Below are 14,870 nucleotides of genomic sequence, written 5' to 3'. Positions count from 1 at the left end.
TCCTAGGCGTATTGGCGCTCGACCCAGGCGGGGAGCGAGATCATCGGGTTCTCGAGGTAGCCCGGCCACTGGCCGGACTCGCGGCACAGCGCGAAGGTGTTCAGCGCCCGGTCGTTGAGGTGACGGCCGATACCGCGGGCCACCGGATCGCAGGTGGTGACCACCACGAGGTAGGGCGGTTCCTTCTCCTGCAGCACGAACTGGAACGGCTTGTCGGGGTCGACCAGGTCGAGGGCGATACCGGCGTCGAGGTAGTACTCCTGCTGCTGGTGATAACCCCAGTCGTGGATCACCTTGGGCAGGTCGACGGGGTTCGCCGACTTCGTCGTCTTGTAGTCGACGAGCTGGCCGTCGTGGCGCAGCCAGTCGAAGCGGGCCCTGCGCCAGATGCCGTGCTCCTCCCAGAACGCGGACTGCTCGGCGACGCCGGACCCGGGCTCCAGGAGAGCGGCGGCTTCGGGGTGGGCGCGCAACGCGGCGACCATGGCGGCGAGTTGCTCACCTTCGTGGACCAGCAGCGGCACGCCGCCGTCGGCGCGGATGGCGTCTCGTTCCTCGCGGGCCGCTTTGGTGCGCCAGTCGTCAAACCCGGTGACGACGATGCTGTCGCCCTCTTCGAGGACCACGCTGTGGGCGGCGGTGCCGAGGTCGAGGTGGCGCTTCGGCGGCTCCGGGTTGTCGACCCAGTACTTGAACTTGGCGGGGCATTCGGTGGCGAGCTTGCGGGCGCCTGTGGAGGAGAGGCTGCCGCCGGGGATGGGGTCCTGGTGGTAGAGCTCGGCGGGGATGTCGTACAGGCCCGGCTGCACCTCCTCCGGGGCCTCGACGGCGGCGGTCATGCGACGGCCTCGGTGCAGGTCTCGCAGCGTCCTTGGAGGTCGAACGGGCCGGTGCTGTCGCCGCACTTGCAGCCGAGCGGCCCTTCCCCTCGAGCGATGCGCTGGAGCTTGGTGAGGCCTTCCTCGTCGTAGCGGGCCAGGTGCAAAGCCCGAGAGAGCTCCGGGTAGGCGGCACGGAGGATGGCCCGGTCCTGGATGTCGGCGTGCTCGATGGCGGCCATGAGGTGCTGGGTGAAGTGGCCGGGCTGGGCGCCGCCGCGGCGGTCGTAGCGCCACAGGACGTGGCGGGCGGTTTCCGCCGGGATGGTGGGGCTTGTGGTGCTCATGGTTCTCCGTTTCAGGGTGTGCGAAGGGCGGGCAGCCGCCCCGTAACCGGGGGGTGGTGGGGGCGGCTGCCCTGGCCGCGGAGCTGACCGGCTAGCTCGACGCGGCGGTATGGGTGGTGTCAGGCGGCGGTGTCGGCGGGCTTCGGGAGGGTGGCCTTCCACTCGTCCGTCTCGGCGTCGTAGGTGACGAACGGGTTGTCGTCGATCCGGAAGTCGATCCCGGCGTCCCTGGCGTGGTTCAGGCCGCGGGCGAGGCGTCGTGCCCACATCGCGGGCTCCTTCGCCATCTGCTTGGCGACGGCCTGATCGCGTGCGTCCTTCCACTCCTGCGGCTTGTGGCCCGCTTCCTCGGCGGTGTCCCACGCCCACTCGCCGATCTCTCCGCAGTCGAGCTCCTCGGCTGTGTCGGCGACGACTTCCTGCGCGGCCCGCGGGTCGACCTGGTAGAGGGCATCGAGGTAGCGGTAGGCACGCCAGTCGGCGACGCCGGCTCCGATGTGCGCGTACCAGGCTTCGCGGTCCTCGTCCCAGTCGGCTTCCATGGAGCTGTCGAGGGAGTGCAGGACGCCGCGCAGGAGCTCGGCGCCTGTCTGCCGCACGTCCTTGGGTGCTTCGTCCCTGCACTGTTCCGCCTCGGGCAGGTCCTCCACGCTGGCGCCCTTGCCCCCGGCGGCGAGCGTCCACAGCCACGAGTCCTGGCAGACGGCGAGGGTCTCGTTCTTGACCGCGCCGATGCCTGCGAAGCGGGCGGGCATCAGGGCGCCGATGAAGTCCTCGCCGAACAGGAGGGCGGCCTTTTCGTCGGTGGTGATGCGGACGCGGAGGATGTCTTCGGTGGCACCGAAGCGGGCGAACATGCGGCTGTTGATGGCCGGGAATGGATCGCGGTGGGCGGCCTGTTCGCTGATGCCGCGCAGGATGCCTCGCCAGTCGGCGAATTCCAGGCTGGGGCTAGTGGCGATGGTGAACGTGGACAGAGGACTGTCGAAGACGAGCCGGTCATCGTGGTTCTCGGCGAGACCGATGGTGATGTAGGTGGCGCCCTTCATCGAGCCGATCCATGCGCGGAGCGCGGACAGCTTGTCGCCGGGGATGGTGCGGGCGAACGGCTCCTGGTCGCGCTCGCCGTCGGCCAGCCGGTAGCGGGCGACGGCCATGCTGTAGCGGTCGGAGGCGACGGTGTACAGGTAGCGCGTGTCGACGTCGAGGCGGATGCCGTGCAGCATCTCGTTACCCTCGGCCCCCATATGGGATGTGGTCTTGTCGATGAGTCGACCGAGTTGATGAGCGTTGATCGTGACGGTCACGGGTTCCTCCGTGGGATGCTGGTGGGGATCCCCGCCCGCTAACCCCGGGCGGGGTCTTTGGTGTGGTGTGGTGCAGGTCAGGCGGTGAGGTCGTCGCTGCACTTGGCGCAGTAGGACCGGGCTCCGGTCACGGCGCCCATTTCGTCGTGAAGGTGGACGAGGAGGACGTCGCCGCCGCAGTTGGCGTGTTCGACGTTCCCGGCGCGGTACGTGCGCTCAAGGCCGCCGCCCCAGTCCTCGGTGTTGATGAGCGTCCAGGCGATCTCTTCGGGCAGGTCAGGCATGACGCCTCCAAGCGAAAGCTGCTGTGGTTGGTGGCCGGGCTCGTCGGGGCACAGGGCACATCCGACGGCCCGGCGGTCTAGGCGGCTGTGTCCGGTCGGGTGTCGGTGACGGCCCAGCGCGTGGTGTCGCCTGGGTCAGTGACAGCGAACGGGGCCTGCTGCAGCTGCAGGACGGGGATCGGCTGCGTCTTGGTGGCCGCAGTCTCAACGTCCTCCAGCGCGGTGCGGCGCTGCCTGGCCTCGGCGAGTTCCTCACGCAAGGTGCGGATGATGCCGGCCTGTTGGGCGAGGTGCCTGCGGTCGATGTCCGCTTGCTCTGTGAGGCGGTCATTGTCGGCCTGGAGGTCGACGATGAGCTGCTCCTGAATGACAGCGCCGTCATCCGCATCTGCCTTGGCGTTGAGCAGGGCCACGTTCTCCTCGCGGAGCTCGGCGAGTTGCCGCTCGTAGCCGTTCTTCAGCATCTTGAGGTAGTCGTCGACGCGGTGCTTCGGGTCGCCCTTCACGCGCTTGCCGCCGGAGAGCGGGAGAAGGAAGCTCATGCCCCGGCCGCCTCTCGGAGGATGGCCGCGGTCTCCCGCAGGGCGCGGACGACGTCGTCGACGCTGGTCTCCAGGGCGTCGTGCCAGGCGGGCAGCGATGGCACACCCAGGTGGGCCTGGATGGCCCGTTCGGCGGCCTCGGTACGGCCAGTGCCCTCGTAGAGCGGCGTGCCGTGGTCGGCGAGGTTGAGGGCGCCGAACAGGTCGACCCTGCACTGGGCGAGCGGCGTTCCGCCGGCGGCCTGGTGGTCGTCGTACAGGTACCGCTTGTGGTGCCCGTTCGTGGTGATCGCTTCGATCGCGCCCTCACACAGCTCTGCGATCTCGACGGCGGTGGGTTCGACGGTGGTGGTCATGAGTCCCCCTGTACGAGGTCGCGGATGCCGGGCCGGGGCGCGGCCTTCCACCCGACGAGCGTGTTGGTCTCGGCCCGCCACGTCTGCGGCAGGTCCCAGGAGGCGCCCGGGTAGGCGGCCTGGAGGAGTTCGGCGATGCGCTGGGATCCACCGACCGGCAGACCAACCGGATCCCCGTTGGCGCGGTGGGCGGTGGCGACGTAGATGCGGACCGTCCGCCCACCGGGCCCGTCCGCCCACGTCGTCGGGGTGAGCAGCACGGTCGCCGCTTCGGGGGCGATCTGCGTGATGTCGTATCGGAGGCGGGCGATGCGGGCCCGGCGTGTGCCGGCGGATGCGCGGCGCGGGCGGACGGGAAGGAACTCGGTCGTCATGACGCGGTCTCCTGCTCCCAGTGGTGCGCCCGGTGGACGGTGTCGATGGAGGCGAGGTAGTGGTCGCACTGGCCGGGCGTCCACCGCTTTTCGTCGCGGCCGAACGCTTCGTGTGCGAGCGTGTCGACGCGAGCGAGGTCCGTCTCCTCGACGTCCTCGGGCCGGAGTTCGGGCTCGGTGGCCATCACGCCACCTCCGGGAGGCTCTTGATCCGCTCCTGGAGGACGGCCCAGTCGCGGAGTTCAGCGACCCGGTCGACGAGCAGGTCCAGCAGATCCGAATCGGTGTTGGTGACGGTGATGCCGATCGCATTGCTGCCCTCGCCGAGGATCAGCGTGGCGCGCTGCTTACCGTCCAGGTCGCGGTCGTATCGGGTACGGACCGGACCGGTGTCGAGGTCGACGGTCAGCCCGCCGATGATGCGTGCGGTCATGACGCCCTCCCGGGGGTGCCTTTGGTGAGGTCGACGAACGGCGGGACAGTCGAGTCCGGGTCCGCGTCGTGGAGGAGGTGGCTGTACTCGGCGAGCACACCCTCGGGGGCGGGCTTCGCGAACTCGTCGGGGTGGGCGAGGAGGTAGCGCAGGCGCTCCACCGCGGCCTGCACCCTCTGCCGGGCGATCAGCTTCTGCAGGTCCGTCAACGGCACGTCCAGGCGCTCGATCGGGTTGACGGTCATCGGCCTGCCTCCTTGCCGGTGTTGCCGTACAGGAAGGCGAACAGCGCCTGCTGGAGGTCGATGAAGTCGAGGCCACCGGTGATCTCCGGATAGCCGTGCTCCTTCAGGACGTTCAAGACGTCGACGGCAAGGCCGAACGTGAAGCGGGCGTCGTCATCGGGCACGGGCCGGATCGGGTACTGGCGGGCGGTCATGACGTCGCCTCCTCGGACTGTGCGTCGTCGGCGAGCCTGCTCAGCCAGCGGTAGACGCCCTCGGCGGCTGAAGCGTGGACCATCACGTGCGCACCACTCGCTGCCTGGCGCAGGGCCTCGGAGCGGGCCGTGGCCAGCTGCTTCTGTGCCTCGTCGCGTTCGGCGCGGACCGCAGCCAACTCGGCAAGGAGCTCCGGGACGGAACGACGAGCGCTACACACGAACTGCACGTCGGCCTCGGATGCCCAGTCGGCGACCATCAGGACGTGTGCGTAGACCTGGCCCTCCGGCGTCTGCCGCTCGATGTACACAAGGGCTCGACCGTCCTGGTCCTCACTCACCAACCACGGGCCAGGCGTGACCTCGTCCAACCGACGGTTGCGGATCTCGGCTTCGCGCTGCGGCGACAGGCGGGCGGGCGGCGGCTGCAGGTCGTCGCCCACCGGCATCGGCAGCGCACCCAGCACCGCGCGGGCAGTCTCCAGGTCACGGATCGGCTCAGGCATCCGGCCCACCGCCAATCAGGTCATCGGCCATGCGACGGAGCTTGTCGGCGATCGCCTGTCGCTCACGATTGAGGTCCTCAGCGGTCTGCGACATCCCGGACCAAGTACGCACACGAGCAGCCACATCGTCCGCCGCCTCGCGCAACACCTCGGCGCGAAAGGCGTTGATGGCCTGCAAGATCTCCCAGTTGACGGCGGTCGGGTCCGTCGCGGCCCGAACCAACTCCTCGCGGGCGCTCATGACAGGCTCCTCAAGTGGGAGCCGACACGCTCGGCATGCGAGGACACGACCTTGTCGGCGACGCGGTGCAGGGCCAGAACCGTCTCGCGGTCGGCCTGGTCCTCAACCGAGGCGAGCGGGCGCAGACGGCCCACCTCACGCTCCGCATCAGCCATCTGCACGATCGCGTCGAACACGCCCGGCGGGCGGTGCATGGCGGCGAACGCGGCGACAGCGTTGGGGACGTGGGCCTTCGGGGGCGTCCTCATGCCGCACCGCCCGAGGCGGTGTTGCGGACCTCCGCCAGTACGGCCGAGTACATGTCGACGTGGCCGCACGGGTTCGACCAGCGGTCCACTGACAGCCATTCGCCGTCCTCGTGGAAGTTGTGGTTGCGGATGGTGTCAACACCACGGGGGCCGTCGCACTGCGGGCAGCGGTCCGAGATGGTCACGGTGCGGATCGTGACGCCGACGTAGTCGCGACCGGTGCCGCGATCACACACTCGGACCGTCATGGTTCCGGAAGGAGTGGTGGGAGATGATGAAGGCATCGAGCTTCTGCCTTTCTCTTCTGGAGATGGTGAAGGTGGATCTCGTAGGCCCCGGCTGCCGGGCTTAGGCCCCCGGCGTCGGGGCCGCATGCCGCTCTAGGCGGCGGACTGGCGCGCGGTCGGCTTCTCGAACGAGCGGACCGTGTACGCCTCGACGAGCGCGACGATCTGAGCGCCGGTGATGTAGTTGTCGCGGCCGTTGAAGACGTAGTCCGTCTTCTTCGCGGCGAGGATGTCGGCGAGGGTGCGACCGCTGAACGGCGTCCACTGGGCCGCCTCGTAGGGCGTGTAGTGGAAGAGCTGACCTTCAGGGGTCTGCGGCGCGGGGAGGTTCTCGCGGATCTTCGGCGCGGGGCGCTTTGACTTCGTGGCCCTGGGGGCGGTCACGGCTTCTCCTCGTGGGTGATGTCGTCGGTGGTGACACCAAGCGCTTCCGCGAGCCGCTGAATGTTTGCGTCACTCAGGCCGGCCTTGCCCCACTCCACTCGGGAGAGGTGGCCGTCATCGATACCGGTCTTGGCCGAGAGGGCTGCAAGGCTCATCTTCATGAGCTCCCGTCTGTAGCGGATTGCGCTGGCGTGCGGTCTCACGCAAGGAAACCTAGCGCGCCAGTGCACGCTACGCAAGGGTCATCACCACGCCAATGCTCGCTTTCCTAGCGTCAATTGGGGCGCACACCCCATGAACACCAGTGCGCCAGCGGCGCCTCATGCAGCATCCACGCCTGGATTCCTTGCCAAAGCGCAGGTCAAAAGGCTGGAACCTAGCTAGGGCATTGCATGGATGTAGGGCATGATGAGGAGCCATGGAGCGAGACTGGGAACGACTGGGCCGGGCATTCAGGCAGGCCCGGCGGGCAGCACACCTCACGCAGGTTGAAGTTGCTGAACAGTTGGGCGTCAGCCGCTGGCCCATCCAAGCCATCGAGCGCGGTCACTCCGAAGGCAAGCCGTTCGCCAAGATCAACGGGAACATGCGCAGCTACGCGCGACTCATGGGCTGGACCGACGACTCCATCGAAAAGGTGCTCGCGGGAGGCAACCCGAGTATCGAAACCACAGACTCGGCGCCTCGGAAGGCCGCCCTGCCTGGCCTGTCCCCCGCCGTGGAGATGGAGCTGCACTCCGGCGAGACCGTCGACTCCACTGTTCTCCACCTCGGCCCGAACGAATCCGACGCCCGCGTTGTCGTCATCGTGAAGGGCGGCGAGAACGCCACCAAGGAGGAGATGGAGGAAGCCGTGCGCCAGTGGAACCGTGCACGCAGGCACCTTCAGAGCCTCACGTCTGACGCAGAGGCAACTCCCGACCAGTAAAGATCATTTGGCCATATCTGGTGTGCTACGTCCCGCAACATGCCATCATGCCCACACACCACCGAGGGGGGGCACTGCTCGGAGTGGGGTAGGCATGGCATTGAGCATGCATGTAAACCGTGTCATCGGTGGGGATTACTTCGAGCCACACGTCGTGGATCTGGACGACGACCGCGGATGTGTGTGGGTCTTCCACGAGCTGGACATCACCAGCAAAGGCGCCGACTGCTTCGTCAACGCGATGACATACCAGGCGAAGCGATGGGCCATCCGCACCCCCGAGATGGGGCTCGGCCCCGTCATCCAGGTCCGCATAATCCGCGACCCGACGCTGCCGAAGAAGTGCGGCATCTTCCTCGACGATGACTCCGAGGAGATCACCTACACGGCCGACCCGGACCTCATCAGCGAGCGCGGCGCCGCAGGGATCGGACGGGTCCTCACCGAACGGTCCCCTCACTGGTACCGGCGTCCGGACGAACCTCAGAGCCTCGACGAGGCCGGCTGACGAGAAGCGGGAGGAAGGGTGGCCTACGCAGAGAAGGTCTACAAGGTCAGAAACGGCAAGCAGACCAAGCAGTTCACGTGGCGGTCCCGATACAAGCTGCCCGACGGAAGTTGGGGATCAGAACCCGGGTTCCCGACGAAGAAGCTCGCCGAGGACTGGGGCAACCAGCAGGAGGCGTCGATGCGCGCCGGCACCTGGATTCACCCGGAGAAGCTCGCCACGCCGTTCGGTGAATGGGTGAAGATCTGGAAGACGGCGAATGAGCGGCGGACGCGCACGCAGTCCAACCGCGGCTACCTGCTCGACAAGCTGCTGCTGCCGGAGTGGGAGTACTCGCCGCTCGCCGAGGTGAACAACGTGTTCGCGGTGAAGGCGTGGGCGCAGCGCGTCGCCAAGCCGCAGGGCAGCGTCGACCCGAGCACTGTGGCTCAGGCCCGCAGCTTGCTGTCGACGATCCTGTCCGGAGCGGAGGACGCCGGTTACATCCACGCGAACAATCTGTACGGGCGGCGGATTCTCATCGGCGGCGACCATCACGAAGAGGAAGAGGAGGTCTGGGCGCAGCCGCACGAGGTGTACCAGCTCGACCAGCGCATGGGCGGCGTCCACGGACTGATGGTGGTCGCCGACTGCTACCTCGGGCCGCGATGGGGAGAGCTGGCCGGTGTGCACCGCGACAACTGTCTGCTGAAGCGGGTGGATCGGATCGACGGCAAGGAGTTCGTGCGGCATGTGATCCGCATCGACCCGAAGGTCGGGGCGTGGCACGAGGATCCCGTCGAGCTCGACGAGGAAGGCCTGAAGGCCTGGCACGCGGAAGAAGACGCGCGACTGCGGGAGTGCGTGGCCAAGGGCTGGAAGGCGAACCGGCGCAAGCCACCGAAGAGCCGCCTGCTGACCTACCTGGGGCCGCCGAAGAACAAGTACTCCGCCCGCGAGGTCGACGTGCCGGAGTTCCTGGTCCGCAGGATCTCGGACCACATCGAAGCGTGGCCGCACGCCTACCCGTTCTCCACTCCGAAGGGGCCGCTGTGGCTGCGCAGCAACTTCACGTCCCGGCATCTGAGGCCCGCGGCCGACGGGCGTGAGGCAATCCCCCGCAAGCGCGGGTACGCCGGCCGGGGTGAGTGGCTGCCGATCCTGCCCGGATTCACGATGCGCGGGGCGCGTCACACGCATGGCACGTGGATGAAAGACGACGGCGTGGACCGGGCCCTGCGGTACTTGACGATGGGCTGGGTGCCGAAGGATATTGAGGGCACTTACGAGCATGTGACGCCGGAGATGCGCAGGCATCGGCTGCACTGTCTTGCGGCTCGCTGGGAGCGCGGGAAGCGTGTGGCGCTACAGGCCGCGAGTTGAGATCACCGAAGAGTTGATCTCCTAAAAAACTCCTAAACGATCACAAAAGAGCCCCGTACCGATCAAGGTACGGGGCTCCACTGCTGGTCAGACCCGGTGGGCGCGGACGGTTTCGAACCGCCGACATCCTCCTTGTAAGGGAGGCGCTCTACCCCTGAGCTACGCGCCCGGGAACGAGTGGACAGCCTACCTTGCCGCAGGCAGTGCCCCGCAAACCCGCATCGCGTCCCGACCGGGGGTTAACCCCACCCCCGGCCCTGTGGCGGCCCGGATCGTCCCTACTGGGACGGGTCCGTACAGTCTGACGGAGCAATACAAGATCGTCTTCAGGGGGACCCGTCATGACCGTCCGCAGCCGCCGCCCGCGCGCGCCCCGCGCACTCGCCGCCGCCGGCGGGACCGTGGCCGTCGCCCTGCTCGTCGGGGCCTGCGGTGCCGACGCCGGGAACGACACCGCCCCGGAGCACCGGACGTTCGCGCTGCCCGGCAGGACCCTGACCGTCGACTCCGACGACTCCGAGCTCGAACTGGTCCCGGCCCGCGGCGACGCCAAGGACGTGCGCGTGACCCGGTGGTTCGACGGGGAGACCGTGCTCGGCAGCGACCCGAAGGTGACGTGGGAGATGAAGGGCGACCGGCTCACGCTCGGCATGGAGTGCTCCGGCGTCGTCGCGAACTGCTCCGTCAGGCACCGCGTCGAGGTGCCCCGCGGTGTCGCCCTGACCGTCGAGAACAAGAACGGCCGGGTCACCGCGAGCGGGTTCGAGGACACGCTGAAGGTGCGTACGAAGGACGGCTCCGTCACCGTCGAGAACGCCGCGGGACCGCTCGACCTCCACAGCTCCAACGGCTCGGTCACCGCGAGCGGGGTGACGTCGCGGAAGGTGGCCGTCGACTCCGAGGACGGCTCCGTGAAGCTCGAACTGGCCGCCGTGCCCGACCTCGTCGAGGCCCGCAGCAAGAACGGCTCCGTCGACATCGCCGTTCCGGACAAGGACGCCAAGGGCGGGAAGGACGGCAAGGGCGAGAAGGGCGAGAAGGGCGGCAAGTCCGTCGCGTACGACGTACGGACCGACACCCGCAACGGCTCCGTCGACGTGGCGGTGCCGCGCGACGACAACAGCCCCCACCACGTGTCCGTCCGCAGCGACGACGGCAAAGTCACCGTGCGCAGCGCGAACTAACCGGCCCGTGTATTCGTCTTTAACCGGTGGGAGAATGTGACACCGGGCAGGGCGGATGACAGCACGGGAGAGGCACAGTGACGGCGACACCTTCGCAGCCGTACACACACGACAGAGCGGGGACGGGGACCGGGACGACAGCGACGGGGCAGGGGAAGAGCGGGCAGGGGACGGGCGCGGTGCGCACACCGCACGGCCCCACGCCTTCGCCCCGCGCGGGCGCCCGCCGCGGCGGCCCCCGGTATGACGCCCTCGGCCCCCTGCGCGACACCCTCGTCCTCGTCACCGCCGTCACCCTCTCCCTGCCGCTGCTCGCCGTGACCGTCCCCGCCGCGTTCGCCGGCGGCGGCACCCGCCGGTGGTTCGGTGGCCGCGGCGAGAGCCTGCGCGCCGAGGCGCAGGCCGCGAAGGACGCCGCCGCCGCGGCCTTCTACGAACTGGACACCGCCCAGCGCGAGCTGCGGATCTCCATCGAGACGATCGTCGCCGTGGACTCCTCCCCCGCGGCCCAGCGCGCCGTCGCCGACTTCGAGGCGATCGGCCGGCGCATCGACGAGGTCAGCCACCAGTACATCAGCGCGGTGGACGCCCACGACCTCGACCGGGACGACCTGGAGTCGTCGGTGGCCTCCCGCGCGCGGACCGAACTGACCCAGGCCAAGGACGAGCTGGGCAGGGCCAAGCAGGAGCTGGAGCGCTTCCAGCAGGGCCTCGGCCCGCTGCTCGACAAGGCGGAGACGCAGCTCGCCCGGCTCGCGCCCGCCGTGGAGCGCGCCCGCCAGACGCTGCTCGCCGCCAGCAACGCCCTGGACGCGGTGCGCGCCGCGGGCCTCAAGGCCGACGCCCTCGCCGCCCGCCTCGCCACGCTCGGCCCCGAGCTGACCAAGCTCAACCAGGGCGCGGGCCGGCACGGCGTACCGGAGACGCTGCAGCGCGCCGACCGCGTCCTGCGCGACGCCGAGGCCGTGCGCGCCGAGGCCGAGCGGCTGCCCGAGCGCGCCGCCGAGATAGACCGGCGCCTCGTGTCGCTGCGCACCCGCGCCCAGGCCCTGACCACCCGCAGCGGCCAGGTCGACCCGGTCCTCAGCGAGCTGCGGCGCCGCTTCTCCGCCGCCTGCTGGCAGGACCTGCAGCGCGTCCCCGACCAGGCCGCGGAGAACGTGCGCCAGGCCGAGACCAAGCTCAAGGAGGCCCAGCAGGCCCGCGACGAACAGCGCTGGCCCGACGCCACCTCCCTGCTCTCCACGGTCCGCGCGCTGCTGAACTCGACGGACGAGGCGGTCTCCGCGGCGGGCGACCGGCTCCAGCGGCTGAACGCCGTCTCGAAGGACCCGCAGCAGGAGATCGAGCGGACCCGCTTCGCGATCCGGGACGCGCAGCGCCTGGCGATGGCGGGCCGCCAGACCCCCGAGCCGCGCCACGCCCGCCCGCTGGACGACTCCGTGGCCCGCCTGGACCGCGCGGTCGCCTCCCTGGAGGGCCGCCACCCCGATTACTGGCACTTCCTGACCGAGACCGAGGCGGTGCGCACGACCGTGGCGCGCGTGGTCGCGCAGATCCGCGAGGAGCGGGGCCAGGGGGCCTGAGGAGCGGAAGAGGGGGCTGAGGGGGCCCAGCGTTTGGCAGTCGCCGTCCCGCGGGCGGATCCTGGAGTCACGTACGGACTCTCGACGTACGGACGCAGGGCCTCCGCACGACCAGGGAGGCGGACATGGCCACGCACGCACTCCACCCGAGGACGAAGGGCCGCGGACGGCACATCAGGCTCGACGAGGAGCTGCCCGTCGACCACCGGCTCAGCAAGGTCTACCGCGCGGGCGCCGGTCTCATGGGGCTCGTCCTGCTCGCGTTCGGCATCCTCGGGCTCATCGACAAGGTCGGCTTCTTCGACACCCGCGGCGACACCGTCGCCGGGCTCAACACCAACGGCGCGCTCAGCGTCCTGTCGATCGCGGTGGGGCTGCTGCTCTTCGCCGGCATGGTGATCGGCGGCAACACCGCGTCGACGCTGAACATGGTCCTCGGCGCCGCGTTCGTCCTCAGCGGCTTCGTCAATCTCGCCCTGCTGGACTCCCGCTACAACTTCCTGGCGTTCCGGATCCAGAACGTCCTGTTCAGCTTCGTGGTCGGCGTGCTGCTCATGACCTTCGGGATGTACGGGCGGGTCAGCGGCGGCCTGCCGCACGACAACCCCTACTGGAAGGCCCGCCACCCCGATCAGGCACAGCCGATTCCGCAGGTAGGGAGGGCACACCACCCGGATCGGGCGCGCTGACACCGCTGTGCGAATCTGGGGAGATGCCCGACCTCATCGACTTCCCCGCGGCTCTGAGGGCGCGGCGCCTCGTCGCCATCGTGCGCGGCACCGACCCCGAGGCCTCCTTCCGTACGGTCATGACGCTCGCCGAGTCCGGCATCCCGCTGGTGGAGGTCTCCCTCAGCGGCGCCGACGCCCTGGGCGTGCTGCGCAGGGCCCGCGCCGAACTGGGCGCCGACGCCTGGCTCGGCGCCGGCACGGTCCTCACCGCGAAGGACGCGCGCGCGGCCGCCGACGCGGGCGCCAACCTCGTCGTGACACCGGGCCTCGGCGCGGGCGTCGACGAGGCGGTACGGCTCGGGCTCCCGGTGCTCGGCGGCGTCCTCACACCCACCGACGTCATCGCGGCCGAGGCGGCGGGCGTGACCGCGCTGAAGATCTTTCCCGCGTCGGCGATGGGCGGCCCCGCCTACCTCAAGGCCCTGCAGGGCCCCTTCCCCCGTACGCCCTTCGTGCCGGTCGGCGGCGTGGACGCGGCGGCCGCCGAGGCGTATCTGGCGCTCGGCGCGGTCGCGGTGGGCGTCGGCTCACCGCTGATCGGCGACGCGGCGGACGGCGGCGACCTGGCCGCGCTGCGGGCGCGGGCCGCGGAGTTCGTGAAGGTGACCTCGTGAGGACGAGGGGCGGCCTGGTGAGGACGGGCGAGGCGCCCTGCGACGTCCTCACCCTCGGCGAGACGATGGTCGCCCTGCGCGGCAGCGGCCCGCTCAAACTGGGCGGCTCCATGGAGGTGTCCGTCGCGGGCGCCGAGAGCAACGTCGCCATCGGCCTGTCCCGTCTCGGCCACACCGTCCGCTGGGCGGGGGCGGTCGGCGCCGACGAGGCCGGCGAACTGGTGCTGCGCACGCTGCGCGCGGAGGGCGTCGACGTCACCGGGGCGACGCGCGACCCGCACGCCCCGACGGGCCTGATCCTCTTCGAGCCGCGGCTGCCGGAGGTGACCCGCGTGCACTACTACCGCGCGGGCTCGGCGGGTTCGCGGCTCGCCCCGGAAGCGGTGGAGGCCGCCTTCGCCGCGGCACCCGCGCCGCGCGTCCTGCACCTGACCGGCATCACCCCGGCCCTCGGCCCGTCCGCGGCCGAGGCCTGCCGCCGCGCCCTGCGCCTGGCCCGCGAGCACGGCACGCAGGTCTGCCTGGACGTCAACTTCCGCTCGCGCCTGTGGAGTTCGCAGGAGGCGGCGGCGGAACTGCGGTCCTGGATCCCGTACGTGGACGTCCTCATCGCCTCGGACGACGAACTGCCGCTGTGCCTCGCGTCCACCGAGGCCGCCCCGGAGGAGACCCTCCTCGGCCTGGGCGTCCGCGAGGTGGTGGTCAAACTCGGCGCGTCCGGCGCCACGGCGCACACCGCCGAGGGCGAACTCCACGCCCCCGCGCGCGAGGTGCGGGCGGTGGACGCGGTGGGCGCGGGCGACGCGTTCGTGGCCGGCTACCTGTCGGCCCTGCTGGACGCCGAGCCCGTACCGACCCGCCTGGACCGAGCGGTCACGACGGGCGCGTTCGCGGTGGCGTCCCGGGGCGACTGGGAGGGGGCGCCGACGCGGGCGGAGCTGGGCCTGCTGGGGGCGGGTCCGGGGACGGTGGTGCGCTGATACGGGCTGGGAGGGGCGTCCCGTGAGGAGCGCGGGCCCGTGAGGAGCGCGGGCCCGTGGCCTACGTGTCTCCGCCGCCGGGCACGACAAGCCCCGTAAGGGGCGCGGGGAACTGCGCGATCAGCCATATCCGGCCCGCAGACACCCCCGAACAAACCCCCGACGGCGCTCTCAGCCGCAACAACCCCCACCACAGCAACCACCGCCACCGCCACCGCCTCCACGCGGAGCCGGGGCGGACCCGGAAGACCCGGAAGACCCTCCGACCGCCACCGCGGACAACAACTTCACCGTGTCGCCGTGCCCGGCAGGGCACACCGCCGGGTCACCGGACTCGGCCATGGGCCGGCTCAACTCGAACGTGTCACCACAGGACCGGCACCGGTATTCATATCGAGGCATGGCATCAGG

At 70.1% G+C, this 14,870-nt stretch carries 26 protein-coding genes and 1 tRNA gene; 8 read left to right on the top strand and 19 right to left on the bottom strand.

Annotated features, from left to right (window positions below):
- Window positions 1–2: 2 nt before the first annotated feature.
- The 17 genes from ACZ4D5_RS03675 to ACZ4D5_RS03595 form a co-directional block, all read right to left on the bottom strand.
- Window positions 3–839, bottom strand: coding sequence for a PD-(D/E)XK nuclease-like domain-containing protein (locus ACZ4D5_RS03675; RefSeq protein WP_467770669.1), 837 nt, complete (start codon window positions 837–839; stop codon window positions 3–5).
- The gene (locus ACZ4D5_RS03670) at window positions 836–1,165 is read right to left on the bottom strand and encodes a hypothetical protein (RefSeq protein WP_467770668.1); all 330 of its coding nucleotides are present in this window, start codon (window positions 1,163–1,165) and stop codon (window positions 836–838) included. The genes ACZ4D5_RS03675 and ACZ4D5_RS03670 overlap by 4 nt, the downstream gene beginning before the upstream one ends.
- A gap of 119 nt (window positions 1,166–1,284) precedes the next feature.
- The gene (locus ACZ4D5_RS03665; protein ID WP_467770667.1) at window positions 1,285–2,472 is read right to left on the bottom strand and encodes a hypothetical protein; all 1,188 of its coding nucleotides are present in this window, start codon (window positions 2,470–2,472) and stop codon (window positions 1,285–1,287) included.
- A 77-nt stretch (window positions 2,473–2,549) separates the two neighbouring features.
- Complete coding sequence (locus tag ACZ4D5_RS03660) at window positions 2,550–2,756, bottom strand: hypothetical protein (RefSeq protein WP_467770666.1); 207 nt, start codon at window positions 2,754–2,756, stop codon at window positions 2,550–2,552.
- 77 nt (window positions 2,757–2,833) lie between these two features.
- Window positions 2,834–3,298 carry a hypothetical protein gene (locus ACZ4D5_RS03655; RefSeq protein WP_467770665.1) on the bottom strand — a complete coding sequence of 155 codons (465 nt, stop codon included), beginning with the start codon at window positions 3,296–3,298 and terminating at the stop codon, window positions 2,834–2,836.
- Window positions 3,295–3,654 (bottom strand): DUF6197 family protein, encoded by a 360-nt coding sequence (locus ACZ4D5_RS03650; protein WP_467770664.1) that lies wholly within the window; start codon window positions 3,652–3,654, stop codon window positions 3,295–3,297. The genes ACZ4D5_RS03655 and ACZ4D5_RS03650 overlap by 4 nt, the downstream gene beginning before the upstream one ends.
- Window positions 3,651–4,028 (bottom strand): hypothetical protein, encoded by a 378-nt coding sequence (locus ACZ4D5_RS03645; protein WP_467770663.1) that lies wholly within the window; start codon window positions 4,026–4,028, stop codon window positions 3,651–3,653. Before ACZ4D5_RS03645 ends, ACZ4D5_RS03650 begins: the two co-directional genes overlap by 4 nt.
- Window positions 4,025–4,213 carry a hypothetical protein gene (locus ACZ4D5_RS03640; protein ID WP_467770662.1) on the bottom strand — a complete coding sequence of 63 codons (189 nt, stop codon included), beginning with the start codon at window positions 4,211–4,213 and terminating at the stop codon, window positions 4,025–4,027. The genes ACZ4D5_RS03645 and ACZ4D5_RS03640 overlap by 4 nt, the downstream gene beginning before the upstream one ends.
- Window positions 4,213–4,461 (bottom strand): hypothetical protein, encoded by a 249-nt coding sequence (locus ACZ4D5_RS03635; protein ID WP_467770661.1) that lies wholly within the window; start codon window positions 4,459–4,461, stop codon window positions 4,213–4,215. The genes ACZ4D5_RS03640 and ACZ4D5_RS03635 overlap by 1 nt, the downstream gene beginning before the upstream one ends.
- Window positions 4,458–4,706 (bottom strand): hypothetical protein, encoded by a 249-nt coding sequence (locus ACZ4D5_RS03630; RefSeq protein WP_467770660.1) that lies wholly within the window; start codon window positions 4,704–4,706, stop codon window positions 4,458–4,460. Before ACZ4D5_RS03630 ends, ACZ4D5_RS03635 begins: the two co-directional genes overlap by 4 nt.
- Complete coding sequence (locus ACZ4D5_RS03625) at window positions 4,703–4,900, bottom strand: hypothetical protein (protein ID WP_467770659.1); 198 nt, start codon at window positions 4,898–4,900, stop codon at window positions 4,703–4,705. The genes ACZ4D5_RS03630 and ACZ4D5_RS03625 overlap by 4 nt, the downstream gene beginning before the upstream one ends.
- Window positions 4,897–5,406, bottom strand: coding sequence for a hypothetical protein (locus ACZ4D5_RS03620; RefSeq protein ID WP_467770658.1), 510 nt, complete (start codon window positions 5,404–5,406; stop codon window positions 4,897–4,899). Before ACZ4D5_RS03620 ends, ACZ4D5_RS03625 begins: the two co-directional genes overlap by 4 nt.
- Entirely contained in the window at window positions 5,399–5,647 is a 249-nt protein-coding gene (locus ACZ4D5_RS03615; RefSeq protein WP_467770657.1) for a hypothetical protein, read from the bottom strand. Before ACZ4D5_RS03615 ends, ACZ4D5_RS03620 begins: the two co-directional genes overlap by 8 nt.
- The gene (locus ACZ4D5_RS03610) at window positions 5,644–5,895 is read right to left on the bottom strand and encodes a hypothetical protein (RefSeq protein ID WP_467770656.1); all 252 of its coding nucleotides are present in this window, start codon (window positions 5,893–5,895) and stop codon (window positions 5,644–5,646) included. The genes ACZ4D5_RS03615 and ACZ4D5_RS03610 overlap by 4 nt, the downstream gene beginning before the upstream one ends.
- Window positions 5,892–6,080 carry a hypothetical protein gene (locus ACZ4D5_RS03605; RefSeq protein WP_467770655.1) on the bottom strand — a complete coding sequence of 63 codons (189 nt, stop codon included), beginning with the start codon at window positions 6,078–6,080 and terminating at the stop codon, window positions 5,892–5,894. Before ACZ4D5_RS03605 ends, ACZ4D5_RS03610 begins: the two co-directional genes overlap by 4 nt.
- A 195-nt stretch (window positions 6,081–6,275) precedes the next feature.
- Window positions 6,276–6,566: a hypothetical protein gene (locus ACZ4D5_RS03600; protein ID WP_467770654.1), complete on the bottom strand. Its 291-nt coding sequence runs from the start codon at window positions 6,564–6,566 to the stop codon at window positions 6,276–6,278.
- Window positions 6,563–6,769 (bottom strand): helix-turn-helix domain-containing protein, encoded by a 207-nt coding sequence (locus ACZ4D5_RS03595; protein WP_467770653.1) that lies wholly within the window; start codon window positions 6,767–6,769, stop codon window positions 6,563–6,565. Before ACZ4D5_RS03595 ends, ACZ4D5_RS03600 begins: the two co-directional genes overlap by 4 nt.
- 215 nt (window positions 6,770–6,984) lie before the next feature.
- Here ACZ4D5_RS03595 and ACZ4D5_RS03590 point away from each other — a divergent pair, with 215 nt between their 5' ends.
- The 3 genes from ACZ4D5_RS03590 to ACZ4D5_RS03580 all read left to right on the top strand — a co-directional run bounded on the left by ACZ4D5_RS03590 (window position 6,985) and on the right by ACZ4D5_RS03580 (window position 9,364).
- Window positions 6,985–7,494: a helix-turn-helix domain-containing protein gene (locus ACZ4D5_RS03590; RefSeq protein WP_467770652.1), complete on the top strand. Its 510-nt coding sequence runs from the start codon at window positions 6,985–6,987 to the stop codon at window positions 7,492–7,494.
- 106 nt (window positions 7,495–7,600) lie between these two features.
- Window positions 7,601–8,002 carry a hypothetical protein gene (locus ACZ4D5_RS03585; RefSeq protein WP_467770651.1) on the top strand — a complete coding sequence of 134 codons (402 nt, stop codon included), beginning with the start codon at window positions 7,601–7,603 and terminating at the stop codon, window positions 8,000–8,002.
- A 180-nt stretch (window positions 8,003–8,182) separates the two neighbouring features.
- Entirely contained in the window at window positions 8,183–9,364 is a 1,182-nt protein-coding gene (locus ACZ4D5_RS03580) for a hypothetical protein (protein WP_467770650.1), read from the top strand.
- A 97-nt stretch (window positions 9,365–9,461) separates the two neighbouring features.
- Here ACZ4D5_RS03580 and ACZ4D5_RS03575 read toward each other — a convergent pair.
- Window positions 9,462–9,533 (bottom strand) — tRNA-Val (locus tag ACZ4D5_RS03575).
- Window positions 9,534–9,705: 172 nt separating this feature from the next.
- Between ACZ4D5_RS03575 and ACZ4D5_RS03570 the strand changes: the two genes are divergently transcribed.
- The 5 genes from ACZ4D5_RS03570 (at window position 9,706) to ACZ4D5_RS03550 (ending at window position 14,459) form a co-directional block, all read left to right on the top strand.
- The gene (locus tag ACZ4D5_RS03570; RefSeq protein ID WP_467770649.1) at window positions 9,706–10,548 is read left to right on the top strand and encodes a DUF4097 family beta strand repeat-containing protein; all 843 of its coding nucleotides are present in this window, start codon (window positions 9,706–9,708) and stop codon (window positions 10,546–10,548) included.
- Window positions 10,549–10,625: 77 nt separating this feature from the next.
- A complete protein-coding gene (locus ACZ4D5_RS03565; protein WP_467770648.1) occupies window positions 10,626–12,134 on the top strand; it encodes a hypothetical protein in 1,509 nt (502 codons plus the stop codon).
- A 125-nt stretch (window positions 12,135–12,259) separates the two neighbouring features.
- Window positions 12,260–12,823 (top strand): DUF4383 domain-containing protein, encoded by a 564-nt coding sequence (locus ACZ4D5_RS03560; RefSeq protein WP_467770647.1) that lies wholly within the window; start codon window positions 12,260–12,262, stop codon window positions 12,821–12,823.
- 35 nt (window positions 12,824–12,858) lie between these two features.
- Window positions 12,859–13,479, top strand: a complete 621-nt coding sequence (locus tag ACZ4D5_RS03555; RefSeq protein ID WP_467771480.1) for a bifunctional 4-hydroxy-2-oxoglutarate aldolase/2-dehydro-3-deoxy-phosphogluconate aldolase — start codon at window positions 12,859–12,861, stop codon at window positions 13,477–13,479.
- Window positions 13,476–14,459, top strand: coding sequence for a sugar kinase (locus ACZ4D5_RS03550; RefSeq protein WP_467770646.1), 984 nt, complete (start codon window positions 13,476–13,478; stop codon window positions 14,457–14,459). The genes ACZ4D5_RS03555 and ACZ4D5_RS03550 overlap by 4 nt, the downstream gene beginning before the upstream one ends.
- Before the next feature lie 171 nt (window positions 14,460–14,630).
- On the opposite strand, the gene ACZ4D5_RS03545 is transcribed toward ACZ4D5_RS03550, so the two are convergent.
- On the bottom strand, window positions 14,631–14,861 hold the full coding sequence (locus ACZ4D5_RS03545) for an FmdB family zinc ribbon protein (protein ID WP_467770645.1): 231 nt from the start codon (window positions 14,859–14,861) through the stop codon (window positions 14,631–14,633).
- Window positions 14,862–14,870: the final 9 nt, after the last annotated feature.

It is taken from the genome of Streptomyces sp. NPDC025651 (assembly GCF_055558735.1).
The sequence above is the reverse complement of the archived record's forward strand: the minus strand, read 5'-3'. Positions and strand labels throughout refer to the sequence as shown.